18 protein-coding genes and 1 pseudogene are annotated in these 25332 nt (G+C 28.5%); 1 reads left to right on the top strand and 18 read right to left on the bottom strand.

Features of this window, described 5'->3' with window-relative positions:
- Position 1: 1 nt before the first annotated feature.
- The 5 genes from I4V63_RS05315 to I4V63_RS05295 form a co-directional block, all read right to left on the bottom strand.
- Positions 2-832, bottom strand: coding sequence for a PHP domain-containing protein (locus tag I4V63_RS05315; RefSeq protein ID WP_196000259.1), 831 nt, complete (start codon positions 830-832; stop codon positions 2-4).
- A 353-nt stretch (positions 833-1185) separates the two neighbouring features.
- Positions 1186-1518: a DUF1292 domain-containing protein gene (locus I4V63_RS05310; RefSeq protein WP_196000258.1), complete on the bottom strand. Its 333-nt coding sequence runs from the start codon at positions 1516-1518 to the stop codon at positions 1186-1188.
- A 259-nt stretch (positions 1519-1777) separates the two neighbouring features.
- The gene (gene nifJ / locus I4V63_RS05305) at positions 1778-5296 is read right to left on the bottom strand and encodes a pyruvate:ferredoxin (flavodoxin) oxidoreductase (protein ID WP_196000257.1); all 3519 of its coding nucleotides are present in this window, start codon (positions 5294-5296) and stop codon (positions 1778-1780) included.
- A gap of 194 nt (positions 5297-5490) precedes the next feature.
- Positions 5491-5919, bottom strand: coding sequence for a flavodoxin domain-containing protein (locus I4V63_RS05300; RefSeq protein ID WP_196000256.1), 429 nt, complete (start codon positions 5917-5919; stop codon positions 5491-5493).
- Between the two features lie 138 nt (positions 5920-6057).
- Entirely contained in the window at positions 6058-7137 is a 1080-nt protein-coding gene (locus tag I4V63_RS05295) for an undecaprenyldiphospho-muramoylpentapeptide beta-N-acetylglucosaminyltransferase (RefSeq protein ID WP_196000255.1), read from the bottom strand.
- A gap of 293 nt (positions 7138-7430) precedes the next feature.
- On the opposite strand from I4V63_RS05295, the gene I4V63_RS05290 reads away from it, so the two are divergent.
- Complete coding sequence (locus tag I4V63_RS05290; protein ID WP_196000254.1) at positions 7431-7610, top strand: alpha/beta-type small acid-soluble spore protein; 180 nt, start codon at positions 7431-7433, stop codon at positions 7608-7610.
- Between the two features lie 57 nt (positions 7611-7667).
- Here I4V63_RS05290 and I4V63_RS05285 read toward each other — a convergent pair whose 3' ends face one another.
- From I4V63_RS05285 to I4V63_RS15590, 13 genes and pseudogenes are all read right to left on the bottom strand, one after another.
- Positions 7668-8366, bottom strand: coding sequence for a hypothetical protein (locus I4V63_RS05285; protein ID WP_196000253.1), 699 nt, complete (start codon positions 8364-8366; stop codon positions 7668-7670).
- A 1-nt stretch (position 8367) separates the two neighbouring features.
- Positions 8368-8823 (bottom strand): LytTR family DNA-binding domain-containing protein, encoded by a 456-nt coding sequence (locus I4V63_RS05280; RefSeq protein ID WP_196000252.1) that lies wholly within the window; start codon positions 8821-8823, stop codon positions 8368-8370.
- A 162-nt stretch (positions 8824-8985) separates the two neighbouring features.
- Positions 8986-11175, bottom strand: coding sequence for an extracellular solute-binding protein (locus I4V63_RS05275; protein WP_196000251.1), 2190 nt, complete (start codon positions 11173-11175; stop codon positions 8986-8988).
- Between the two features lie 75 nt (positions 11176-11250).
- Positions 11251-11583 (bottom strand): hypothetical protein, encoded by a 333-nt coding sequence (locus I4V63_RS05270; RefSeq protein ID WP_196000250.1) that lies wholly within the window; start codon positions 11581-11583, stop codon positions 11251-11253.
- A gap of 556 nt (positions 11584-12139) precedes the next feature.
- Positions 12140-13894, bottom strand: a complete 1755-nt coding sequence (gene recJ, locus I4V63_RS05265; protein WP_196000324.1) for a single-stranded-DNA-specific exonuclease RecJ — start codon at positions 13892-13894, stop codon at positions 12140-12142.
- Between the two features lie 196 nt (positions 13895-14090).
- Entirely contained in the window at positions 14091-14633 is a 543-nt protein-coding gene (locus tag I4V63_RS05260) for a DJ-1 family glyoxalase III (protein WP_196000249.1), read from the bottom strand.
- A gap of 151 nt (positions 14634-14784) precedes the next feature.
- Positions 14785-17700, bottom strand: coding sequence for a DNA topoisomerase IV subunit A (locus I4V63_RS05255; protein WP_196000248.1), 2916 nt, complete (start codon positions 17698-17700; stop codon positions 14785-14787).
- A 20-nt stretch (positions 17701-17720) separates the two neighbouring features.
- Positions 17721-19670: a DNA topoisomerase IV subunit B gene (locus I4V63_RS05250; RefSeq protein ID WP_196000247.1), complete on the bottom strand. Its 1950-nt coding sequence runs from the start codon at positions 19668-19670 to the stop codon at positions 17721-17723.
- Positions 19671-20228: 558 nt separating this feature from the next.
- Positions 20229-21575, bottom strand: coding sequence for an NADP-specific glutamate dehydrogenase (gene gdhA, locus I4V63_RS05245; RefSeq protein WP_196000246.1), 1347 nt, complete (start codon positions 21573-21575; stop codon positions 20229-20231).
- Between the two features lie 255 nt (positions 21576-21830).
- A complete protein-coding gene (locus I4V63_RS05240; protein WP_196000245.1) occupies positions 21831-22988 on the bottom strand; it encodes a glycosyltransferase in 1158 nt (385 codons plus the stop codon).
- 68 nt (positions 22989-23056) lie between these two features.
- Complete coding sequence (locus tag I4V63_RS05235) at positions 23057-23581, bottom strand: phosphatase PAP2 family protein (RefSeq protein WP_243280453.1); 525 nt, start codon at positions 23579-23581, stop codon at positions 23057-23059.
- Positions 23582-23763: 182 nt separating this feature from the next.
- On the bottom strand, positions 23764-24378 hold the full coding sequence (locus I4V63_RS05230; RefSeq protein WP_196000243.1) for a hypothetical protein: 615 nt from the start codon (positions 24376-24378) through the stop codon (positions 23764-23766).
- 19 nt (positions 24379-24397) lie between these two features.
- A pseudogene (locus I4V63_RS15590) lies at positions 24398-25258 on the bottom strand (rhomboid family intramembrane serine protease).
- Positions 25259-25332: the final 74 nt, after the last annotated feature.

Raw genomic sequence — 25332 nt, 5'->3', positions numbered from 1 at the left:
ATTATCTTTTATTATTAAATTTAATAAATTTCTCTAAACACTCTTGATTTAATCCACAACTACCAATAGATATACATTCATTACCTACAGGTCTTCCATGATAATCGCTTCCTCCAGTTACACATAGTTTATATTTTTTAGATAAGTTATAAAATTTATTAACATCTCCTTGTGTATGACTAGGGTGATATACCTCAACGCCTTTTAATCCAAAACATTTTAGTTCTTTTAATATATTTTCTACTTCAAGTTTTCTATATATTTGTCCAGGATGTGCTAAAATAGGCACTCCACCAGAGTTATTAATCACGTCTATGCAATCTCTATAATTCAATCTAAATCCTTTTACATACCCCGGCTTTCCTTGTACTAGAAAACTTCTAAATGCACTTTTATAATTGTCAAAATAGCCTTTCTTAACCATTGCATTTGCAATGTGACTTCTGCCTACCGTTGACTCATTATCTACTTCTAAATCTTTTAATTCTAAATTTATATGATATCTTCTCAAATTATATAATATACTTTCAACTCTTTTAATCCTTTGTATATTTAACTCATTAACAAGTGATTTTAGATCATTATTTTCAATATCTATAAAGTATCCAAGCATATGAAGTTCCATATTATTATACTCTGTACTAAGTTCAATTCCCGGGATTATTAATAAATTATCATAATTATTTTTTGTCACATATTGCGATGCTATAGAATCATGATCCGTTATTGAAATACATTTTATATTATTTTCTATTGCTGAATCAATTATCTCTTCTGGTTTTTTTGAACCATCAGAATAACTTGAATGAATATGTAAATCTGCATACTTCATTTTATTCACCTTTTCTCTATAAGTGAAATTTTATTATATAACATAAAACCACTTTTACTTAGTTTAAGTTACTAAGCACATTGTTATTCCATTATAAGCAAAATTCTAATTTTTAATTTAATCAGTCAATCTTTTCTACTGTATAATTGTTATATAAATTTTCTATAAAAACTCCTTAAATCAACTATTCTCGACACTTTACTAATTTCCTTATAATTTCAAGTAATTTTTTCCATAATAAAAATATATCATCTTCACATTAAAATGTAAATTGAAAACATTGAATTTAATTATCAATTAATCCATATAAAAAAAAGATTATGCAATTAAAATTGCATAATCTTCACAAAATATTAGTCTTCAGCTAAAACATTAGTGTAATATTCTGTTACCTTATCAAATTCAGCTTCTTCTGGAACTATAAGTTCTCCTTCTTCAGTTGATCTGAATAAGTATACTGATTCATCTTCTGGATTTTGAGCTAATACATATTCCTTTTCTTCAAATTCAAATGCATCAACTATTGGGCAAGATAAAACATTTCCGTTATCGTCTTCTAAATCAACAACGAAGTGTTCATGTTCGTGTTCTCCACACCCGCAGTTTTCTCCACATCCGTGGCTATCATGATCGTGGTCGTGTCCGCATCCGCAGCCTTCACCGCATTTATTTAATTCTTTTTCCATTTTACATTCCTCCTTAATAATAAGTTAAACAATTTCTAATTAAAATACACCAGTAAAAAACTGTATTTTTAATTTTGCTTAACTTAAGTGGTCCTTCTAATTGTACTCTTATTCTTAAGAAAATAAAAGAAAAATCTTCATTTTAATAAAAATTTTATTAATAATTCATATAATTATTTTTTATATTCATAATCTTAGAATTTATGTTTTAAAATTACAAAAGAGCAATGCATAATACATTGCTCTTTAAATTTAAAAATTATTCTTGATTAGCAAGTTTTTTGTAATTTTCTAATCTTTCCATAGCATCAGCTTGAGTCTTTTCAAATAAAGCTTCTGCAGCTTCTGGGAATGCCTTAGCTAGTGAAGCATATCTAACTTCACCCATTAGGAATTCCTTGAAGTCTCCCTTAGGTTCTTTTGAATCTAAAGTAAATGGATTCTTAGTTCCCTTTAATGTTGGATTATATCTGTATAATGCCCAGTATCCACAATCTACAGCTTTCTTAGCTTCAGCTTGTGAATTTGTCATTCCAGCCTTAATACCATGATTTATACATGGAGCATAAGCAATAATTAATGATGGTCCATCATAGCTTTCAGCTTCTGCCATAGCCTTAAGAACTTGATTCTTATCTGCACCCATACATACTTGAGCAACATATACATAACCATAGCTCATAGCCATCATTCCTAAATCTTTCTTCTTGGTTCTCTTACCTGAAGCAGCAAATTTAGCAATTGCAGCTGTTGGTGTAGCTTTAGAAGATTGTCCACCTGTATTTGAGTAAACTTCTGTATCAAATACTAATACATTTACGTTGTCTCCTGATGCAAGAACATGGTCAAGTCCACCATATCCGATATCATATGCCCAACCGTCTCCACCAAAGATCCATTGAGATCTCTTAACGAAGAATTCCTTATCATTTAATATAGTCTTAGCTATTTCATTTTCAGAAGTTTCAAGTGCAGCTACTAAAGCATTTGCTCTTTCTCTAGTTCCAGCACTTTCTTCTTTATTATCTAACCAATCTTTTAAAACTGCCTTAATATCATCTGATAAATCACTTTCTAATGCAATTTTTACATTATCAGCCACTCTATCTCTTATAGCTTGAACCCCTAAGAACATACCTAATCCATATTCAGCATTATCTTCGAATAATGAATTAGCCCAAGCTGGACCATGTCCATTATGATTAACTGTATATGGAGTTGCTGGAGCAGATCCTCCCCAAATTGAAGAACATCCTGTAGCATTTGCTACCATCATCCTGTCACCAAATAATTGAGTTACAAGTTTAGCATATGGAGTTTCTCCACATCCAGCACAAGCACCTGAGAACTCAAGTAATGGTTGTTCAAATTGGCTTCCCTTTAACGTATTCTTATTCATTGGGTTCTTCTTAGGAGATACTTCTGTTGTTGCATAATCCCAAGCTTCTATTTGATCGTGTTGAGTATCTTGTGGTTTCATAACCAAAGCTTTATTCTTAGCCGGACATATTTCAGCACAGTTTCCACAACCTGTACAGTCAAGAGGTGTAACACCTATTGAGAACTTATATGGAGTTTCTGTCTTTAATGCCTTAGCATCGGTAGTTTTCATTGCTACAGGAGCTTTTTCAGCTTCTTCACTAGTTAATAGGAACGGTCTTATTGCAGCATGTGGACATACTACAGCACATTGATTACATTGAATACAATTTTCTGGAACCCATTCAGGAACATTAATTGCAATTCCTCTCTTTTCATATGCAGCTGTACCAGCCATAAATGTACCATCTTCCATACCATGCTTAACAAATGTAGAAACTGGCAATCCAAATCCTTCTTGTCTGTTCATAGGTTCAACTATTTCTTTAATAAATGAAGGAATTTCTTTTGTTGCAACTACTTCTTCATCTACTGCATTAGTCCATTCTGATGGAACATCTATCTTAACGATAGCGTCAACACCTGCATCTATAGCAGCATTGTTCATATTAACAACTTTTTCACCTTTTTTACCATATGAAGTAACAACAGCTTGTTTTAAATATGCTACTGCTTCATCAACAGGAATTATATTAGCTAGCTTGAAGAATGCAGCTTGCATTATCATGTTAATTCTTCCCCCAAGACCAATTTCTTGAGCTATCTTTACAGCATTTAATGTGTAGAATTCTATATTCTTTTTAGCTATAGTTCTCTTCATTTCTGCTGGTAATTTTTCATTAACTTCTTCTGGAGTCCAAATTGTATTTAATAAGAACTTACCATTCTCCTTTAATCCATCTAATACGTTGTATTTATAAACGTAAGATTGATTGTGACATGCTACGAAATCAGCTTTATCAATTAAATATGGTGATTTAATTGGTTTCTTACCAAATCTTAAGTGAGAAACTGTAATACCACCTGACTTCTTAGAGTCATATGAGAAATATCCTTGGGCATACATATCTGTATGATCCCCAATTATTTTTATAGCACTCTTGTTAGCACCAACAGTACCATCTGATCCTAATCCCCAGAACTTACATGCTTTAGTTCCTTCTGGAGTAGCATCAATATCTTCTACTGTTTCTAATGATGTATTAGTAACATCATCAACTATACTAATTGTAAATCCATTCTTAGGCTCGTCCTTAGAAAGATTTGCATAAACAGCTGCTATATCTGATGGATTTGGATCTTTAGAACCTAATCCATATCTACCCCCAACTATTAAAGGAGCATTTTCTTTACCTGCAAATGCACTTACTACGTCTAAGTATAAAGGTTCACCAATTGAGCCTGGTTCTTTAGTTCTATCTAATACTGCAATTTTCTTTACTGTATCTGGAATTGCAGCTAATAATTTTTCTATTGAGAATGGTCTATAAAGTCTAACCTTTACAACCCCAACTTTTTCTCCTCTTGCATTTAAGTAATCTACTGTTTCTTCAGCAACGTCTGTTCCTGAACCCATTGCAATAATTATCCTATCTGCATCTGGTGCTCCATAATAATCAAAACAGTGGTATTCTCTTCCTGTTAACTTAGTAATTTCAGCCATATAACCTTCAACTACTTCTGGTATATCATCGTAGAATCTATTTACAGCTTCTCTTGTTTGGAAATATATATCTGGATTTTGAGCAGTACCTCTAGTCACTGGATGATCTGGATTTAAAGCCGTTGCTCTAAACTCTTTAACCGCATCCCAATCAACTAACTTAGCTAATTCATCATATTCTAAAACTTCTATTTTTTGAATTTCATGAGATGTTCTGAATCCATCAAAGAAGTTCATAAATGGAATTCTAGTCTTTATTGCAGCTAAATGTGCAACAGCAGATAAATCCATAACTTCCTGAACTGAGCCTTCAGCAAGCATAGCAAAACCAGTTTGTCTAGCTGCCATAACATCTTGATGATCTCCAAAAATATTTAATGAAGATGTTGCTAATGCTCTAGCTGATACATGTATAACTCCTGGAAGTCTTTCTCCAGATATTTTGTACATATTAGGAATCATTAATAATAAACCTTGTGAAGCTGTATATGTAGTTGTATAAGCTCCAGCTTGTAATGATCCATGAACAGCACCTGCTGCTCCCCCTTCTGATTGCATTTCCATAACTTTTACTGGTTGTCCAAAAATATTTTTTCTACCTTGTGCAACCCACTCATCAACATGTTCTGCCATTGGTGATGATGGAGTAATTGGATAAATAGCAGTTACTTCTGTAAACGCATATGACACGTGTGCAGCAGCTGTGTTACCATCCATAGTTTTCATTTTTCTCATCTCGTCTACCTCGCTTCCCAAAAAAAAAATTAAGCATATAAATCATGGTATTTTTTAATACCATTGTTGCTTGCAATTATTAATATACCCTAAGCTTAATAGATAAAATCTATACTCTGCTTTTTATCCTTTGTTTGCACTTTGTGAAATCTATCACATACCCAAACACTATTTCACAATAAAAATTTATAAAACTATTGTTGACTTAATACATTGCCAAGTTCTTTAGCGATTTTTAAATCTTCTTTTTCAACGGAATCTTTAACAGTAAATTTTGACAAAACCTTAAATCCATAATCTTCCATTAAATTCGCCCATTTATCAATAAATTTAGAATCACGCCATCCGCATGATCCAAATAATACCAAAGGCTTATTTTTAATATTTAATTCACTTAGTCTATTAACAAAAGGTTTCATATCTATTTCTTCTATTTCATCGTTTATCATTGCTGGACTTCCTAATGCAACAGCATCAGCTTCTAATATATCTTCAATAGTAGCATCTGCAACATGTTTTACTTCAACATCAACGTCTTTAGAGTTTACACCTTCACTTATAGCATTTGCTAAAATTTCTACATTTCCACCATTACTCCAATATATTATTGAAACTTTTTTCATTTTCAGCACCTCTTACACTTTTGTTTTGTTTTTGTTAAATTTTCCATCACTCTCATTATATAGCAGTGATTTTTTTTTTCAAGTTCTTTGCCTTCATATTTTTAAAATATTTTAATTGAAAACGGTTAAAGAAGCAAATTATTTTTTATTTATACTTTTCATGATAACATTTAAAATTGCATCAACACCATTTTTCATTTCACTATTTGTCATATTTTTTATAAGCTCACTTTTTCTATTTCTTAATTCTGATAATTTTTCTGGCAAGTTATGTTTTTCCATCATCTCATCTTCATCTAATACTAACGAATAGCCTTCCTTAGCAAATGAATTAGCATTTAATATCTGATCTCCTCTACTACTTTTTTTAGATAACGGAATCAATAAAGTAGGTTTTCTTAGCGCTAATAATTCAAATATTACATTTGCCCCTGCTCTTGATATTATAAAATCAGCATACTGAAGTAAATGTGGTAAATCTTCTTTTACATATTCAAATTGCTTATATCCATCTAATCCGTCTAATGACTTATCTAAATTTCCCTTTCCACAAATATGAATTACATTAAAGTCCTTTAATATTTCTTGAATATGATATCGTATCTCATCATTTATACTTTTAGCACCTAAACTTCCCCCAATAACTAAAATCACCTCTTTTTCATTATCAAAATTACAAATCTTCTTTCCAGTAATTCTACTTCCCTTTAATATTTCTTCTCTTATTGGTGTCCCTGTTAATTCACCTTTTCCATCTTTAACATAATTTAAGCTTTCTCTAAATGTAACACATAATTTATCACAAAATGGGGCTGACAGTTTATTTGCAAGACCTGGCGTTAAATCTGATTCATGAGATACTACAGGTATCTTTTTCATTGATGCAGCTATAACAACTGGAACTGCTACAAATCCACCTTTTGAAAAAATAATATCTGGCTTCTCTTTAGATAATATTTTATTTGCTTGTGCTATTCCCTTCATAACTTTAAATGGATCAGTGAAGTTTTTCATATCAAAATATCTTCTTAATTTCCCTGATGAAATCGCAAAATATGGTATACCTGCATCTCCAATAATTTCTTTTTCAATGCCTTCATAACTTCCAATATATTTTATTTCAAATCCTTTTTCCTTTAGCTTTGGAACTAAAGCTAAATTAGGAGTTACATGCCCTGCAGTACCTCCACCAGTCATTATGATTTTATACTTACTCATTAAAACACCTCATTAATTATTTATACTATGAATCTTAATTGTTAAAACCTCGTAAATTTATACAATTAATATTTTAAGAGAAATAAAATAAAAAAATAAATCATTTATTTTAATTCTTAACCAAATTATATATCTTAATTCCTTATTTTTTTATTTATATTTAATTTTCTCATTCGCCAATATATATTCTACCACTAACCCAGTATTTTTCCACCTTTTCCTTCAATTAAATATTATACAAACTCTTTTATTGGATAAGCTATTAACATAAAGATATAAGGAGATGATTTTAAATGGCACAATTAGTTCCAGAAGCTAAAGATAAATTAGCAAAATTCAAGAATCAAGTTTCAACTGAAATGGGAGTTCCATTTACTGATTACAATGGTGATTTAACTTCAAAACAATGCGGTAGCGTTGGTGGAGAAATGGTTAAACGTATGGTTGAACAATACGAAAATGGAATGAAATAATAACTTTGAAATAAATAATAGGATGCTTTAAAAAGCATCCTATTATTTATTAAAAAACTATATATAATGTATCTCTACCCCTGAAAGTCTAATATCTCCAGTTAATATTAAAGTATTAGTATATACTTTCTCTTCATACTTTTTATTTTCAACTCCACCTAAAAATACATTAGTTCTATTTTCAACTCTCCAGCTTCTTGGAATATACAACTCTAATCCTGAAAATGATACATTCAACCTAATAATTGCTTTATCTTCTGCCATTACTGCATTATCAAAATATATTTCAAGCCCTGAATATTTACAACTAATATCTGCACTAACAAATTTATCAGTATTTATATACTTAGCTCCTCCTGAAAAAGCTGCTGATATTTTTATATTCCCTTCATCTTCAATATTTATACTTTCCCCTTCTTCCACGTTCCATTGCATTTTCTTATCAAAAAACTTATTTTTTTTAGGAAAAATCATTGATAAACCAATACTTCCAAATAAGGCTGCAATTAAAACTGTCCATGGTGTAAGTTCTGTTATTCCCAGCTGTTTATCATATATTATACAAAGGAAAGCTATTGAAAATAATATTCCTGCATAATTTAATCTAAATAAACTATCTATAATAATAGTAATTAAAATTACTGAAAATCCTAAACTAAAAGGATTAAAATCAGAAAGAAACCCTAATTTTCCTATTACCAAGCCAACTGCACCTAAAATTAATAATAATCCCCAAAATATATTTTTTTCCCTCATCTTATCTCCTCTTTTCTAATAATTTTAATTTTAACACCTTATAATAAGACCTAGATACATATACCTTTTTATGTGTGCTTTTAAATTCTACTAAGCTAGAAGATGTTATGTTACGAGTTATTGAATAAATATGATTACTATTTAATATTGTAGATTTAGATACTCTGACAAAGTTATTTGGTAAAATCCCCTCTAATTCATAAAGCTTATACTTAACTTGATATACTTCATTCAATGTATGTGCATAAATTGAACTTTCTTCAGTTTCAAAAAATAACACATCATCTATACATATATAATATTCTGTATTATCCTTATAAAATATCATTTCTTTTTTTTCAGCAATTAACTCTGAAATAACTTTTTGAATTTTGGTTATTTCTTCGCTTAATTCCCTACATTTAATAATAACTTCATTTTCTTCTATTGCATTATCTAACTCTATTCGTATTCTCATCTTCTCTCCGCCCTCCATGGTTAAATTATATTCTAACCATTCTTCTATGTAAACTGACCTTAAGTAACAGGTTAATTATAATTACTAAGTGGTAAATTATTTTAAGTTAACTGATTTTAAAAAAATAAAGTGGCAAGCACCTACACTTCCCACTTCTCATACTTATTCTACTAAATACACCTCTAACTTACTATTTATTTTATCTAAAGCTTCGTCTAATGATATTTCATCCATTAAATATTCTTCACCAGCATCAATAACCACTTCAGAAATATACCAATTAATATTAATAGGCGAAGTCAAACTATTAACGATGTTTAAAAATTTATTATATTCATCTTCTGATGGCCATTTCGTATCTAAACTTATATAATAATCTTCTCCACTTATACCTTTTCCACCTAAATTATCATTTCCTACATTACTATTATAAATACTTAAAAGAGCATTTTTATTAATAGTAATACCTGTTCCATTATTAATTTTTTGCATTTTTTCATCAATTAAATATGAAATAAAATCTCTTGAAATTGCTTTTTTATTGCTCCTCAAAGCTATTCCAACAATATCTTTTGCCAAAAATCTATTATTACCTTCATAAGTATTATAAGTCAAATTTTCCTCTTCTTGCATAACAGTATATATCTCAGCTATATTATCAAAACTTGATATATATCCAATCTGCAAGCTAGAATATTCTGGTCTTAAAATTTCTATTGGATCAATATTCTTTTCTGAATACATACCTTCTGACATTTCTTTTACATCATCACTTGACATTTGTCCCATATGCTCTAAATAATTATTATGCTCATCTTCACCTATATTATTTCTCTCATTTTCATATAGCAGTTTCATATTTTCTAAGAATAATTTTATTTCATTTATGTTAATATTCTTACCATTAGCAAGTTTATCACTATTTATATTATACATTAAATTTAATATATCTCTAGGTCCATAAGCACCAAATATTCTATTGTTGCTATTTTCATTATTAATTAAACTATTATTTAATTTACTAAATTCATTTATTTTATTTTCTTCTCCAAAAACAACAGGAATTTTAACTCTTAAAGGCAAAGCATATATTTTATCATCAATAAAATATGAATCTAAAATATTTTCAAATAAAGATTCTTTTTTATTATTAATTACATCTGTTATATCTTCTAACATTCCCTTTTCTATTAAATCTTGCGATGACAGATTATCTAATATTAATATATCTGGCCCATTATTCGACATCAATTCTGTATTTAAAGTTTTTATAGCATCATTTTCTGTTTGTCCACTTCCTTCAGTTATTCCAACTTCATAATTAATAACTATATGTGGATTGTCATTTTGATATCTTGCACCATATTGCCTTATACTAGTGTTTTCATATAAAGAATAAATAGTTATTTCTTCTAATTCCTTATTAGCCAATTCTTCTGAATAAGAATATGTATATATATTCTTAATATCTTCATTATAATTATAATATACTGCTAAATAATTTTTATCATCTAGTTGTAAAAAATTCTCTAAACACATCTCATTATTATTAAATAAATAAGCATTAGCATCAATTACTTGGGTTTTATTGTAGTTTTCATCATTTATAGTATATACTCCTGTAGAATCTACAATAAAAAATTCATTATCTTTATTACTTTCAAATAATTTTAATTTTCCGTATAAATCATCATCTACGAATTGTTGTAATTCTTTAATATCTTCTATAAATTCACCATTATCTAAACTATATTTTTTTATTGTATCTACAGTTTGTACAATAAAATATTCTTTAGTAGTACATACATTCATGATTTCATATAAGCAAATTTCTTTTTTTAAATTTCCATCTTTTAAGTTGTATAAATAAACATTGTTCATATCATATATTAAAACATCATTACTTGCCGATACCTTTATATTAGAAAAATAATCATTCTCTATATTAATATTTTCTATTGAATCATTATCTTTTATTAAAATAAAATTATTTGTATTCTCACTACCATCAACTGCCACTATATCTCCGTTATTAGTTATACTACAAAAAAAGCTTTTATCTCTGTTAAAATCAGTAGCTTTAACCTCTTCTTCTCTACAATTTTCCAATCCATCTTCTGAAATTAATATAATTTCTTGAGAATTTGAATTTAAACATATCATTTTTATAGTATTATCATTAATCATCTTAATATCCTGGATATTTATATCCTCACTTAAATCAACTTTTTCCTCAACAAAGCCTCTTAATGCCATATCATATATTTCAACTTCCTGCTTTTCTGTGCAAGATATTAAATTAAATAATAATCCTATTGTACTTAATAATCCTATTGTTCTTTTTAAAGTCATATTTTTAACTTTCTCCTTCCCCCATTAATTAAACACTAAAACTAGTAGTTATCTAGTTTTAGTGTTTTTTTCTAATTAAAGATTAAAGCATACTTGTCTAACATTTCTCATATAATTGTTTGTCTTTGTTACTTTTGATGTATCTCCATAAACCTTCATAGGTGCTATAAAATAATTTGCTTGAGATGAATTATAAGTATTGTATGTCTTTATTTTTGCTTGATGAACCGTTGATCTTTTACCATTTTTGATTTCCCCTGAACTACTAGAAGTTGTTGTTATAGTTTTTCCAGCATCATTAATAACCGTTGATTTATTCACACAATTTTGCCATGTAGTTGCATATACATTTGTTGCATTTCCAGCTATAATTCCTCCAATAAGCATAGTAGTAATAATTTTCTTCATTTTTTTTCATAATGTCTTCTCCTTTTTAATTAATTTATTTTAACCCGGGCTACTTCCAAGTGTTACATATATTTATTTTTATGTAAATATATAGTAAACATTTTTGGAATAATCTATAAAAAAACTTTTATAAGTCATATCACTGAACTTTTTTGTAATAATAGCCAAACCAATATACATTAATATCTATTGACAAACTAACCTTTTCACTTATCTTAATCTATTTCTTTAGTAACACTCCCAAATAAATTTTACATTTATCACCTTTATCAAATTTATATTTCTCCATAATAAATATTTTTTCTTATCTTCCAATTATTTCTTTAGTTGTATATAATTTGTGATTAAAATATTACTTAACATTCTTACTGGAATATTATACAAAACTTTTTATCAATACACTTAAGCTATTTTTGTCTGATTTCACAAAACTTTTTTTCGGCTCATATATTAAAATTTTTTTTGGAATATTTCACAAAACTTTTTTAATTTCTGAATAAAAAAAGCCATATAATAGATATCTTGCTCTATTATATGGCTATACCATTATAGTTTTTTATTTTGCTATTCTATAATTACTTATCTGCAGCTGAACTTTTTTATTCCCCATAAATTCATTGATTTCTGGCATGCAAATTATATCTAAGTAAAGATTATTAGATATACCATTAAAGACTTTATTATACTCAATTTCACCTAACTCATCTTTTATGGAATTTTCAAATCCTTCTATATCTCCAAAATATATACCTTCAATATAAAGCCTTCCATCTGTTAATTTAAGCTTAAGTACATTTCTATTTTTACCTAATATCTTTGCATCTACAACTTTTAACTTTTTCATTCCAAAAGTAGGCTTAGGATTTGCTTTTCCATATGGTTCTAACAATGATATTTGATCTATTAGCTCATAATTTATTTGACTTAAGTTTAAGCCCATATCAATTGAAACTTTAGGAATTATATCCTCATCAGTTAATGTCGTAACATTATTTAATCTATTCCTAAACTCATCTATATTTTCATTTGGTATAGACATTCCAGCTGCCATTGGATGCCCACCAAACTTACCTAATAAATCTTTACATTTAAGTAATTCTTCAAACATATTATATTCTTCAATAGATCTTCCAGATCCTTTAGCTCCATCATGTGCCTTTGTTAAAATAATTGCAGGAAGGTTATATCTTTCTCTTACCCTACCAGCGATTATTCCAGCAATACTTTCATGAACATCTTCTAAATATACAACTAATACCTTATCCTTAGTCATATTATTTTTTTCTATTATTTCAATTGCTTCTTCTAATCCTTCTTTTGTTAGCTCTTGTCTTTCTTTATTTAAATCATTAAGCTTTTCTGCTAACTCTTTAGCTTCTATTTCATTATTACTTAGAAGCATTTTTAATGCCCACTCTGCTTGTTCAAGTCTACCTGAAGCATTAATACTAGGTCCTATAACAAACCCTAATGAATATACAGTTATTTCTTTGTCTTCCAATCCTGTTTCTTTAAATAATGCTTTTAATCCTATATTATTAGTATTATTTATTCTTCTTAATCCTTCTTTAACTATTATCCTATTTTCAGATACTAAATCAACTACATCACAAACAGTTGCAATTGCTGTGTATTGAAGTAAATCATAAAGTTCTTCTTTATTTATATCAAACTCATCATAAAGGCATTCTACAAACTTGTAAGCTACTCCAGCTCCACATATCTTATCAAATTTATATTCACATTGTTCTTGCTTAGGATTTAAAACAAAATCAGCATTTGGCACCACATATTTCCTTTCGCCATTTTCTTCAATAAAAGGCACATCGTGATGATCTGTAATTATAACCTTCAATCCTAATTCTTTTGCTAAATTAACTTGATCTATAGCTGCTATACCATTATCACAAGTAATTATTATGTCAATATTTTCATCACTTGCTTTTCTTATTATACTTTCATTTATTCCATACCCTTCTTTAATTCTGTCTGGAATATGGAAAGAAACATTTCCTCCACATTTTTTAATAGCTGAATAAAGTATATAGGTACTAATAACTCCATCAACATCATAATCACCTACAATAAGTATTTTTTCATTATTGATTATACTGCTTTTCATTAATTGAACAGCACCATCCATACCATACATTTCTCTTGGATTATAAAAATCATTTAAAGAAGAACTTAAAAATTCCTTTGCCATTTTTACATTATATATCCCTCTATTAACTAAAAGCTTAGAAACTATAGGACTGACCTCTAGTTGTCTTGCAAATCCTTCGCAATCAAACTTAACATTTCTAACCATCCACTTTTCCAAAAAAAACACCCCCATTTGTCGGTGAATGACAAGTGACAGGTAACAACTTTCAAGTTAATGAATAAAGTCAGCTATCGCTGACTTTTTTAAAAAACATATTACAAAAACTTCCTAAGGAGTTTCATCCTTAACTTGTCACTTATCACTTGAAATTTTTCACTTACTACTCTTGCAATTTCGACTGCTAACTATTAAAAAGCATTGCTTTTTTAATTTCTTCTACCTTTTCCGGTGCTATATTATTTAATATTTCAAATGCAAATGGAATAGCTGCTGCTGGCCCTCTTCCTGTAATTATATTTTCATCTACAACCACAAGTTCATTTTTATAGTTACATCCTACTAATTGATCCTCGAATCCAGGATAACATGTAGCATTTTTACCATTTACAATACCTAATTTTCCAAATGTAATTGGACCAGCACAAATTGCTGCAACTATCTTACCTTCAACATAAAATTTCTTTACAATTTCATTCACTTTTTCATTATCTCTTAAGTTAATCGCACCTGGAATACCGCCTGGTAATATAACTACATCATAATTATAAATTTCATCACTTAAAACTTCATCAGCTTTTATTGTGATTGAATGAGATGTTGTTACTTCTACTTCATTAATTCCAAAAGTAGTACAAGTAACACCTGCTCTTCTTAAAATATCAACACTTGTTAACGCTTCAATAGTCTCAAATCCTTCTGCTAATAAAACTGCAACTTTTTTCATTTTAAAACACCTCTTTATATTAATTTGTAGTTAGGAGTTATAAATGTAATTCGTTATATAGGAATACCTGCTTGTTATATAATGCCTAAAAATTCTTGCTCTTGTAACAAGTATCCATCATATATAACTTCTAACTCCTAACTCAAAACTATTAACTAAATTGTACTTCTGTTATTTCATCATCTAAACTAATGACCATAACATTAGTACCTCTTCCTGCCCTATTTTGAACTCTTATTTCTTCAGTAGAAATAGTCCTTTTCTCTTTGCTGCTTGTAATTAAAACAACTTCAAGACTTCTGTTAGTATCTATGGCTATTTCATCACTCTCATTAGATACTATATCAATTATTTTTCCATAAATTACTTCATCATCTTCTTTTAAACTTATTCCAGTAACTCCAGCTGCTATCCTTCCCATTGGATTAACATTATCACTTAGGAATCTAATCGCCATTCCTTTTTTACTTATTATTAATACTTCACTTTCAGAATAGTCTTCAATACATACAGAGATTACTTCATCATTTTCATATTTAAATTTATATGCTTGCCATATTAAATAATTTCCATCATATTCTTTTAACGAAGTCTTCTTTATCATTCCCTTTTTAGTAAAGAAATAAACCATCTTTCTTTCATCGAAATTCTTTATTGAATGTACATCAACTATTTTTTCATTCTTTGAATATCCATCAATAATATTTTCTAGCGAAATTTCTTCTTTAACAACATTGGATATTAAGAATGATGGTATTTTATAAACATTCCCCTTATTAGTGAATAATAACAATGTACTTACTGAATCAGTATTTACCTTTAATCTATCACTAGATTTTGCTCTTGCAAAACCTTTTAAGTTTCCTTTTGCCGTTACCCCAACACTGAATGTTATAAACTCAAATTCATTTACATATTCAACTTTAATTATTTCATCATTTTCTATTAGGTTAAATAATTGTGTGCCTAAAATATTTCTAGGAGTATCTTCTATTTTAGGAAGTTCTAAACTAAATTTTAACCCTAACTTACTTTCTACTTTTAAGAATTCTTTTTCTTCATTATTATCTAAAATCTCAATATTTAATACAAACTCATTTTCTTTTAATTTAATAGCTTGAATTTTACTGTAATTAGTTTGGAATTTATCTAAAGTACTCTTTTTAATTATACCTCTATTAGTTATAAACTGAACACTCTTATTAGAATCTAAAACTCCTACTGATATAGCTTCAACTATTTTTTCATCATCACAATTTAAAGTTTTAATTATAGAATCTATTCTTTCTCCTTTTTCTTTCCACTTACCTTCAGGAATATTTATACCTTTAACTTGATACATATTTCCCTTATCAGTAAACAATAAAATATTTTCAGTAGTATTAGACTTAAATAAGAATTTAAGTTCATCTCCCTCTCTATATTCAATATCTTCTGCCTTTGCATTAGATCTTTGATAAGTCTTAACTGGAATTCTCTTAATAAATCCGTCTTTTGATAAAGTAACCATAACATCTTCAACTACAATAAGCTCTTGTAAATCAATTTTAGCTTCGCTATCATCTTCAACTATCATAGTTCTTCTAGGATTTCTATATTTATCAGTTATTTCTTTTAATTCAGTTTTTACAACATTTAAAAGAGTCTTTTCATCAGATAATATTTTTCTTAATCTCTTTATAATTTTTTCTAGTTCTGCATATTCCTTTTGGAACACCTTTATTTCAAGACCTGTTAATCTATAAAGCATAAGTTCTAAAATAGCTTCTGCTTGCATTTCTGTAAATTCAAACTTTTCAACTAGGTTAATTCCTGCATCCTTTTTAGATTTTGATTCTCTAATAGTCTTAATTATCTCATCTAAAACATCAATTGCTTTAATGAACCCCTCAACTATATGGAATCTTTTTTCTGCCATTGCAAGCTCTTTTATACTTCTTCTCGTAACTATATCCTTTTGGTGATTAACATAATGAGTTATTATTGTCTTTAATCCCATAGTTTGTGGCTTTCCATTTGCTAAAGCCACCATATTAAAGCTTACATTACACTGTAAATCAGTCTTTTTAAATAAATATTTTAATATTTTATCTGCTGTATCATAATCTGCTGCCTTTTTCAATTCAACAACAGCTCTAATACCAGTTCTATCTGATTCATCTCTAATATCTGTAATTGCTTCTAAAGCCTTTTGATGTCTTTTATCTCCAGTCATTTCAGATATCGTTTGAAGAATTTTTGATTTATTTCTTCTATAAGGGAATTCTGTTATTACAATTCCATATCGTCCATTTTCAAGCTTTTCAATTTCTGTCTTTGCTCTTAATGTAACCTTACCTTCTCCTGTTTCATATGCAGATAATAATGAATTTTTACCTATCAGCACACCACCAGTTGGTAAATCTGGTGCTTTTATATACTCCATAAGCTCTTTTGTAGTTATTTCTGGATTATCTATATATGCTAAAACCCCATCAGTAACTTCCCCTAAATTATGCGGTGGAATATTAGTAGCTAGCCCAACTGCTATTCCAAAAGTACCGTTAACTAAAAGATTAGGATATCTTGCTGGTAAAACCTTTGGTTCCATTTCACTATCTGAATAGTTTGGAACCATATCTACTGTTTCTTTTTCAATATCTTTTAGCATTTCCATAGCTATTGGTGAAAGCCTTGCTTCTGTATAACGCATAGCCGCAGCTCCGTCACCATCCATAGAACCAAAGTTTCCATGCCCATCAAATAACGGCTCTCTAGTAGAGAAGTCTTGGGCCATAAGTACCATTGCATCATAAACAGATGAATCTCCATGAGGATGGAATTTACCTAATACATCCCCAACTATTCTAGCTGACTTATAATATGGTCTATCTGGAAAAGCTTTTAGTAAATATGATCCATAAAGAATTCTTCTATGAACAGGCTTCAACCCATCCCTTACATCTGGAAGTGCTCTATCTTTTGCTACTTCAACAGCATATGGAAGATAATTGTCTGGCATTGCCTCTTCAATTGGTATTCGTAAAATATTATTATCTTTTGGTATATTATGTACCTTCTTAGCCATAATTTATCTCCTTCCTTGCCTTAAAACTCTGCGTACTTATACATATAATTCTTTCTTGGCTCAACTACATCTCCCATAAGAAGTGATACCATTTTCTCTGCTTTCGCAGCATCTTCAATAGTAACTTGGAAAAGTGTTCTTGTCTCTGGATTTAAAGTTGTGTCCCAAAGCTGATCTGGATTCATTTCTCCTAATCCCTTATATCTTTGTATTAAAGCACCTTTTCCTATTTCCTTCTTAACTTTCTCTAGTTCTTCATCACTATATGCATATTTAGATATTTCTTTTCCTTTAGTAGTTTTATAAACTTTATATAAAGGAGGTTGTGCCAAATAAAGATGACCATTTGATATTAAAGGTCTCATATATCTATAAATATACGTCATCCATAAAGTTCTAATATGGAATCCATCTACATCGGCATCACTCATAATAATTATTTTATCGTATTTTAAATCTTCTTCTTTATAATTATCTAAAGTTCCTGTTCCAATAGCTGTATTAAATATTTTAAGTTCTTCAGATGCTAGTACATTTTCAAGCTTTTGCTTTTCAGTATTCATTATCTTACCTTTAGAAGGCATAATAGTTTGGAATCTTCTATCTCTAGCTTGCTTTGCCGATCCTCCCGCAGAATCTCCCTCAACTACGATAAATTCATTAACAGTATTATCTTTTAAAGTACATACAGCAACTTTTCCTGCTAATGGTGCAGTACCTTTACCTATTTTTTTCTTTTCAGCTTCATTAATCTTCTTAATTTTTTCTCTTCTTTGCGCAGCTGCAAGTGCATTATTTATAAGACTTGAAGCAACCTCTTTATTATCTTCTATCCATTCACAAAGCTTAGTATAAGCTAAATCATTCATCATAGTATAAGCTTCAGAACTTCCAAGTTTAGTTTTAGTTTGCCCTTCAAAAACAGCATTAGTTATTTTTATTCTAACAATTGCTGTCATACCTTCTCTTAAATCATCACCTTCAAAGTCTTTATCTTTTTCCTTAACAAGCCCTAACTTTTTAGCCCATTCTTTAAATGCTCTAGTCATCCCTGTCTTAAACCCTGATTCATGAGTTCCAGCTTCTGTTGTTGGAATATTATTAACATAACTTGCAATATATTCAGTTGTAGAGTCTGTAAATTGCATACAAACTTCACCATACATTGAAATATTATTTATTGCTCTTTCTCCTTCAAATAAAATAGGAGTTGCATGAATAGGTGTCTTACTTTCATTTAAATAATCGATAAAATCAAGTAATCCTCTTTCTGAATAATATTCCTTTCTAACTTCTTCATCTTTTCTATTATCAATAAGCTCTAATTTTATTCCTTTATTTTGGAATGCTAATTCTTGTAATCTTTCATCAATGATATCGAATTTAAAATCTGTTGTTGAAAATATTTCATTATCTGGCTTAAATGTTACTCTTGTACCTGTATCTCTAGACTTTCCTACAACTTCCAATGCTGTAACTGCTGTACCTGGCATATCTTTTTTTAATTCTTTATCATAAGCATATTCAAATCTTTGCTTATAAACTTTCCCATTTTGATGAACTTCAACTTCTAACCATTTAGATAATGCATTTACAACTGCGGCACCTACACCATGTAATCCACCAGAAGTTTTATAATTTTTATTATCAAACTTACCACCAGTATGTAATTCAGTAAATACCATTTCAACCCCTGATTTCTTTTTAACAGGGTGAATTCCTGTAGGTATTCCTCTACCATTATCTATAATAGTTACACTTTTATCTTTATTTATAATTATAGTTGCTTTATCTCCAAACCCATTAGATATTTCATCTATAGAGTTATCTAAAATTTCCCATATACAATGATGTAATCCCTTTGTTCCAGTTGACCCTATATACATTCCTGGTCTCACTCTTACAGGTTCCAGTTTTTCTAAAGATGTCAAATCTGTTACATCATATTTACTATTAACTTCATTATTCATATAAACCTCCAAAATTATAACCTATTCACATTTAAGTAATAATTTAGATATAATTATATAGTTTCCTAATATCAAAATCAAACTAATGTTCTTTATTAACCCTATAATTTTATCATATTTTCTTATTTAAAAGAAATTTTTTATTTATTTAATTTCAAATCCTTTATATTTTACGGTATTTAATTATAATCTATTATGTAGTAATTAGCCATTACAAAAAATTAATTTAATTCATTTGCTTAACTTATTTATATATTATCCTTATTATTTAAAAATACAACGCATTTTACTTACACTAATGCATTATATTTCAAAAAAGCTATAAGTACAAACTTTATAGTAAATAATTTAAAATTAAAATCAGGCTTTCCCATAAAATCTTTTTTCTTTTATTATAAATATTTCAAAAATTTTATTTTCATTTTTCTAATATGTCTTTACTTTTTTTCTATCTCATTCAATTTAATATATTTTTTATTTACGCAAAAAATCAAACTTTCTTATAGTTTTCACTAAATGAAAGTTTGATTTTTAAAAACATATTATAAACTCAAATTATTATACAATTCCTTGTGCCATCATAGCATCAGCAACTTTCTTAAATCCTGCTATATTAGCTCCCATTAAGATATTGCCTTCATGCCCATACTCTTTAGCTGCAGCTGCAGAATTATTATAAATATTAATCATAATATTCTTAAGCTTAGCATCTACTTCCTCAAATGTCCAAGACATTCTCATGCTATTTTGAGACATTTCTAAAGCCGAACAAGCAACTCCACCTGCATTAGCAGCTTTTGCTGGTCCAAACAATACCCCATTGCTTTGTAATACTTCAATAGCATCTAATGTTGATGGCATATTTGCACCTTCAGCAACAACTTTAGTTCCATTTTCAACTAATATTTTAGCTGATTCCTCATCTATTTCGCCTTGTGTTGCACAAGGAAGAGCCACGTCACATTTAATAGTCCAAATTCCTCTGCATCCTTCAGTATATTTTGCTGTAGGAACATAATCTAAGTACTCTTTTATTCTTCCTCTTTTAACTTCCTTGATTTCTTTCACAGCATCAAGGTTAATTCCATTTTCATCATAAATGTATCCATTTGAATCACTTAACGCAACAACTTTTGCCCCTAATTCTGTTGCTTTTTGAGTTGCATATATAGCAACATTTCCTGATCCTGAAATTACAACTGTTTTTCCTTCTAAAGAAAGTCCATTATCCTTCATCATTTCATCTGTGAAGTAAACTAAACCATATCCAGTCGCTTCGGTTCTTGTTAAACTTCCACCATAAGATAATCCTTTTCCTGTTAAAACACCTTGATCATTTGCATTTCTTATCTTCTTATAATATCCATACATATAACCAATTTCTCTACCACCAACACCAATATCTCCTGCTGGTACATCCGTATCTAAACCAATATGTTTATATAATTCAGCCATAAAGCTTTGACAGAATCTCATTACTTCTCTATCTGATTTTCCTTTAGGATCAAAGTCAGATCCACCTTTTCCTCCACCTATAGGTAAACCAGTTAATGAATTCTTAAATATTTGTTCAAACCCTAAAAACTTAATTATACTTGCATTAACGCTTTTATGGAATCTTAATCCACCTTTATAAGGCCCTATTGCACTATTAAATTGAATTCTATATCCCCTATTTACTTGTACATTTCCAGCATCGTCAACCCAAGGTACTCTAAACATTATTTGTCTTTCAGGCTCTACAATTCTTTCTAGTAAACCCTCTCTGATATATTCTGGGTGTTTATCAAATACTGGTACTAAAGAAAGTGCAACCTCTTTTACTGCATCTAAAAATTCCTTTTCATTACTATTTCTCTTTTCTACTTGTTCTAATACACTTAAAACATATTCTTTTCCTGTCATAAGTTTACCCCCTTAAAATTTTACTACCAATTATAATATTACACTATTTTACTTATATTTCCCATATAAATATATTTATTTATCTTCTTTTTTTAACTTTTCCACTATCCTAATCTTATTTTTATCAAAATATTAATTTCAAACAAGTTACAATCTAAATAAAACTAAAATAAACTTTTTAAATATTTTATAAAAATAATATAAAAATAAATATTCCTCTGTTTGCTCAACAGAGGAATATTAAATTTATATAAGCTAATTATCATTTTCTATTAAATCATCATTTTCTATTAAATTATTATTTTCTATAAGTTCATTTATTAACAAGAATATATTTTTAGTAGAATCATTTTTGTCAAAAGACTTACAAGCTTCTTTCATATTTTCTAATTTCCCTCCATCTTTTAACAATTCTACTATAGAATTTCTACAGCTATCTCCATCCTTAATTCTTACTGCCATATTATGCTTTAATAAGAACTCTGCATTTTCTTCTTCTTGACCTGGTATAGCATCAAACACAGCCATTGGTATGTTACATGCTAAAGCTTCTGTAACAGTTAATCCCCCTGGTTTAGTAATGATTATATCAGAGGCCTGCATATACTTATTGATTTCATCAGTAAAATATATTAATTTAGTCTTTTTAGGACTATCATCTACTACCTTTTCAAAATGGCTATATAGTTTTTGATTTCTCCCTGTAACTAAAATAATTTGAAAATCTAAATCAATATCTATTATATTTTCATATACATCAAAAACATTAGTTACACCAAAGCTACCTGCCATCATCAAAATAGTTGGCAATGTTTTATCAAATCCTAACTCTTCTAGTACTAATTGTTTTTCTTTTTCTTCAAAGAATACCTCATCTATCGGTATTCCGTATGGGTAAATACTATTTACATCTACACCTTCATTAATCATTTTTCCTACCATATCATCATTAGCAACAATATAAGCATCAACTTTCTCACTTATCCATGCCTTATGAGGTGCATAATCTGTCATTATACAAATTAATGGTATATTTATTTCTCCCTTTGATTTTAATCTTGAAACCATTTCTGTTGGAAAAGGATGTGTAGTAATTATTACATCTGGTCTAAAATCATCTATTAATGGTAAAAGCTTATTAGCAAATATGTTATTTAATCTTGTAACAAAGTTTGCTAGTCTATGCTCCTTATTTGTTAAATCATATAGCTTTCCATATAATTTAGGAGTTTTGGTTGCTAAATATACATATCCTGATGTTATTGTTTTATTTAATATCGGACTAATATATAATAAACTATCTACAATTTTCACATTAATATCTTTATTTTGTTGGGTCATATAACCCTCTATAGCTTTAGATGCCCTCATATGTCCGCCTCCAGTAGATGCAGACAAAATAAGAATATTCATTTAAAGTCCCCCTAACAATTAAATTTGCTTAATTAGTCAATTAACTATTATAACATAAAATTAAATATTTAAAATACCGCTCTCCCCATAAACCCTACTACACTTATACCACATGTAAATCCTAGCATCATTCCAAATATAACATCTGTAGGATAATGAACCTTTAAATAAACTCTTGAAAATGCAATTAAAGTTGCTATCGGACTTACTACTAGCCCTAATTTAGTATTCATTTGAATAAATACTGCTAATGCAGCAAATGAAGAAGCTGTATGTCCTGATGGAAATGAATATGTTATTGGCTTATTAATTAATAAATTTTCTTCTTTTTCTTCAAAGGGTCTTTTTCTTTTCACTATATGTTTAATCAATCCTTCTCCTATTATTGTTGTTAATGCTAATGCTAAAATTACTCCAACACCAATAATTCTGTACTCAACCCTTAAAATTAATAACGTCGATATTACAAACCAAATAATTCCTAAATTACCCATCATAGTTATGATAGGCATAACTTTATCAAGTGTTTTTGTTTTACACTTTTCACTTATGTACTCTAATGCTCTCTTATCTATCTTCTCTAAAATATTCAACCATTTCATCCCCCATAGTATTTTGCCCTTATTAATATTCTTTCCATAACTCTATTATATAATATATATTTTATAAAGAGTTAATTTTTTGTTAACAATTACTTATAAATTTCCTTAAGTTTTTCTTAATAATGCAACAAAAAAGTAAAAATAATGAAATTATTCATCATTTTTACTTTTTCTTATTCATTCATCTCTTCGATTATTTTTTCTATATATTTAATTTTTTTACCTTTAATGTATAAATAAACTGGTATATTTGAAACAATCCCCATTATAGAACCACAAATAATATCCCACATGGTATCATGCAAACTATTATTTTGTGATAAAAATCCAAACAACTGATCGGTTGAAAATTCCCATATCTCCCAAACAGCAGCTCCCGCTATAGAAAATATAATAGAAAACAACATTGGAGCATAACTTTTACATGTACTCATTCCTTTTCCATCTGTTACATGTAAAAATAATATAAACCCTATCATGCCTATAATAATTCCTGATAATAAATGTAGTATTTTGTCATACATGGGAATTATCTCGTAAAAATTTAAAATACTACCCAAATACATCGCTCCAACTATAAAAGAAAATATTAAATAAAAACTTATTCTCGATTTTCTTAAAAATGTTTTTTTATAAACAAAGTACATAAACCATAATGCTACTGCCATTAATCCTATTCTAAATAATTTACTTCCACCATAAAATACAAAATTGCATACTGCTGTAATTATTAATATCACCATTGAGATTATATTTACTATAAGAGCCTTATCTTTGACAAATCTCATTTGAAAACTCCTTTGAAAATTAATATATTTTCTTGTTTTTTAATATAAGAGCTGAAAGTGCTCCAAATATTAATCCACCTATATGAGCTGAATTATCTATATTACTTATTGTTACACCTATTATAATATTTATAACTATAACCTTAAATAAATTTATTATATACTCTTTTCTTATTCTATCTCTATTTTTAATTCCAAATATAAGCATGGCCCCAAATAAACCAAATATTGCTCCAGATGCTCCTACACTTATGGAATCTGCATTAAATATATAGCTAAACAAACTAGCTCCTATAGCTGAAATTAAATATATTCCAATATATTTAACCTTACCATAAGCATACTCTACCTCTGATCAAATTATTTTTAAGGCATACATATTAAATGCTATATGAGCTAATCCCCCATGTAAAAAGGCACATGTTATTAACCTCCATGATTGTCCACTATTTATTAATTCATTTACCTTTGCACCAAATGCTAAAAGAGTATATGAATCTATATCATATATATTTCTAGATATAAATGCTGTTAATATATATATTAAAATATTTATAGCAATCAATATATATGTAACCAGATTATCCTTATATTTTAACTTTTTCTTTATTTCTTTTTGTTTACTATTATTAAGAATAGAAACAAGTGGTTTACAGCTATTATCGCTGTAAACTACTTGTTGTTCCTTTTCTGAATAAATCACCTTATTAAAGTTTTTATTAATAAAAATCTCATTATCTTCTGTTGAATAAATGACTACATTAAGTGCAATTCTTGTAGAATAATTTTTCTCTAAAAAAGCCTTTGCTTCATAATATTCAAATTCACTTTCATTATCTTTACACACTATAACAGCATAAATGAAATCTTTATTTTCCATTATAGCTATCCACTTATTGCTATTTAAATGTTCACTATAATAATCTTTAATATAAAACCCTAATTGCTTTGTTA

The organism is Clostridium sp. 1001271B_151109_B4, assembly GCF_015670405.1.
Taxonomy (GTDB): Bacteria; Bacillota; Clostridia; order Clostridiales; family Clostridiaceae; genus Clostridium.
The sequence above is the reverse complement of the archived record's forward strand: the minus strand, read 5'-3'. Positions and strand labels throughout refer to the sequence as shown.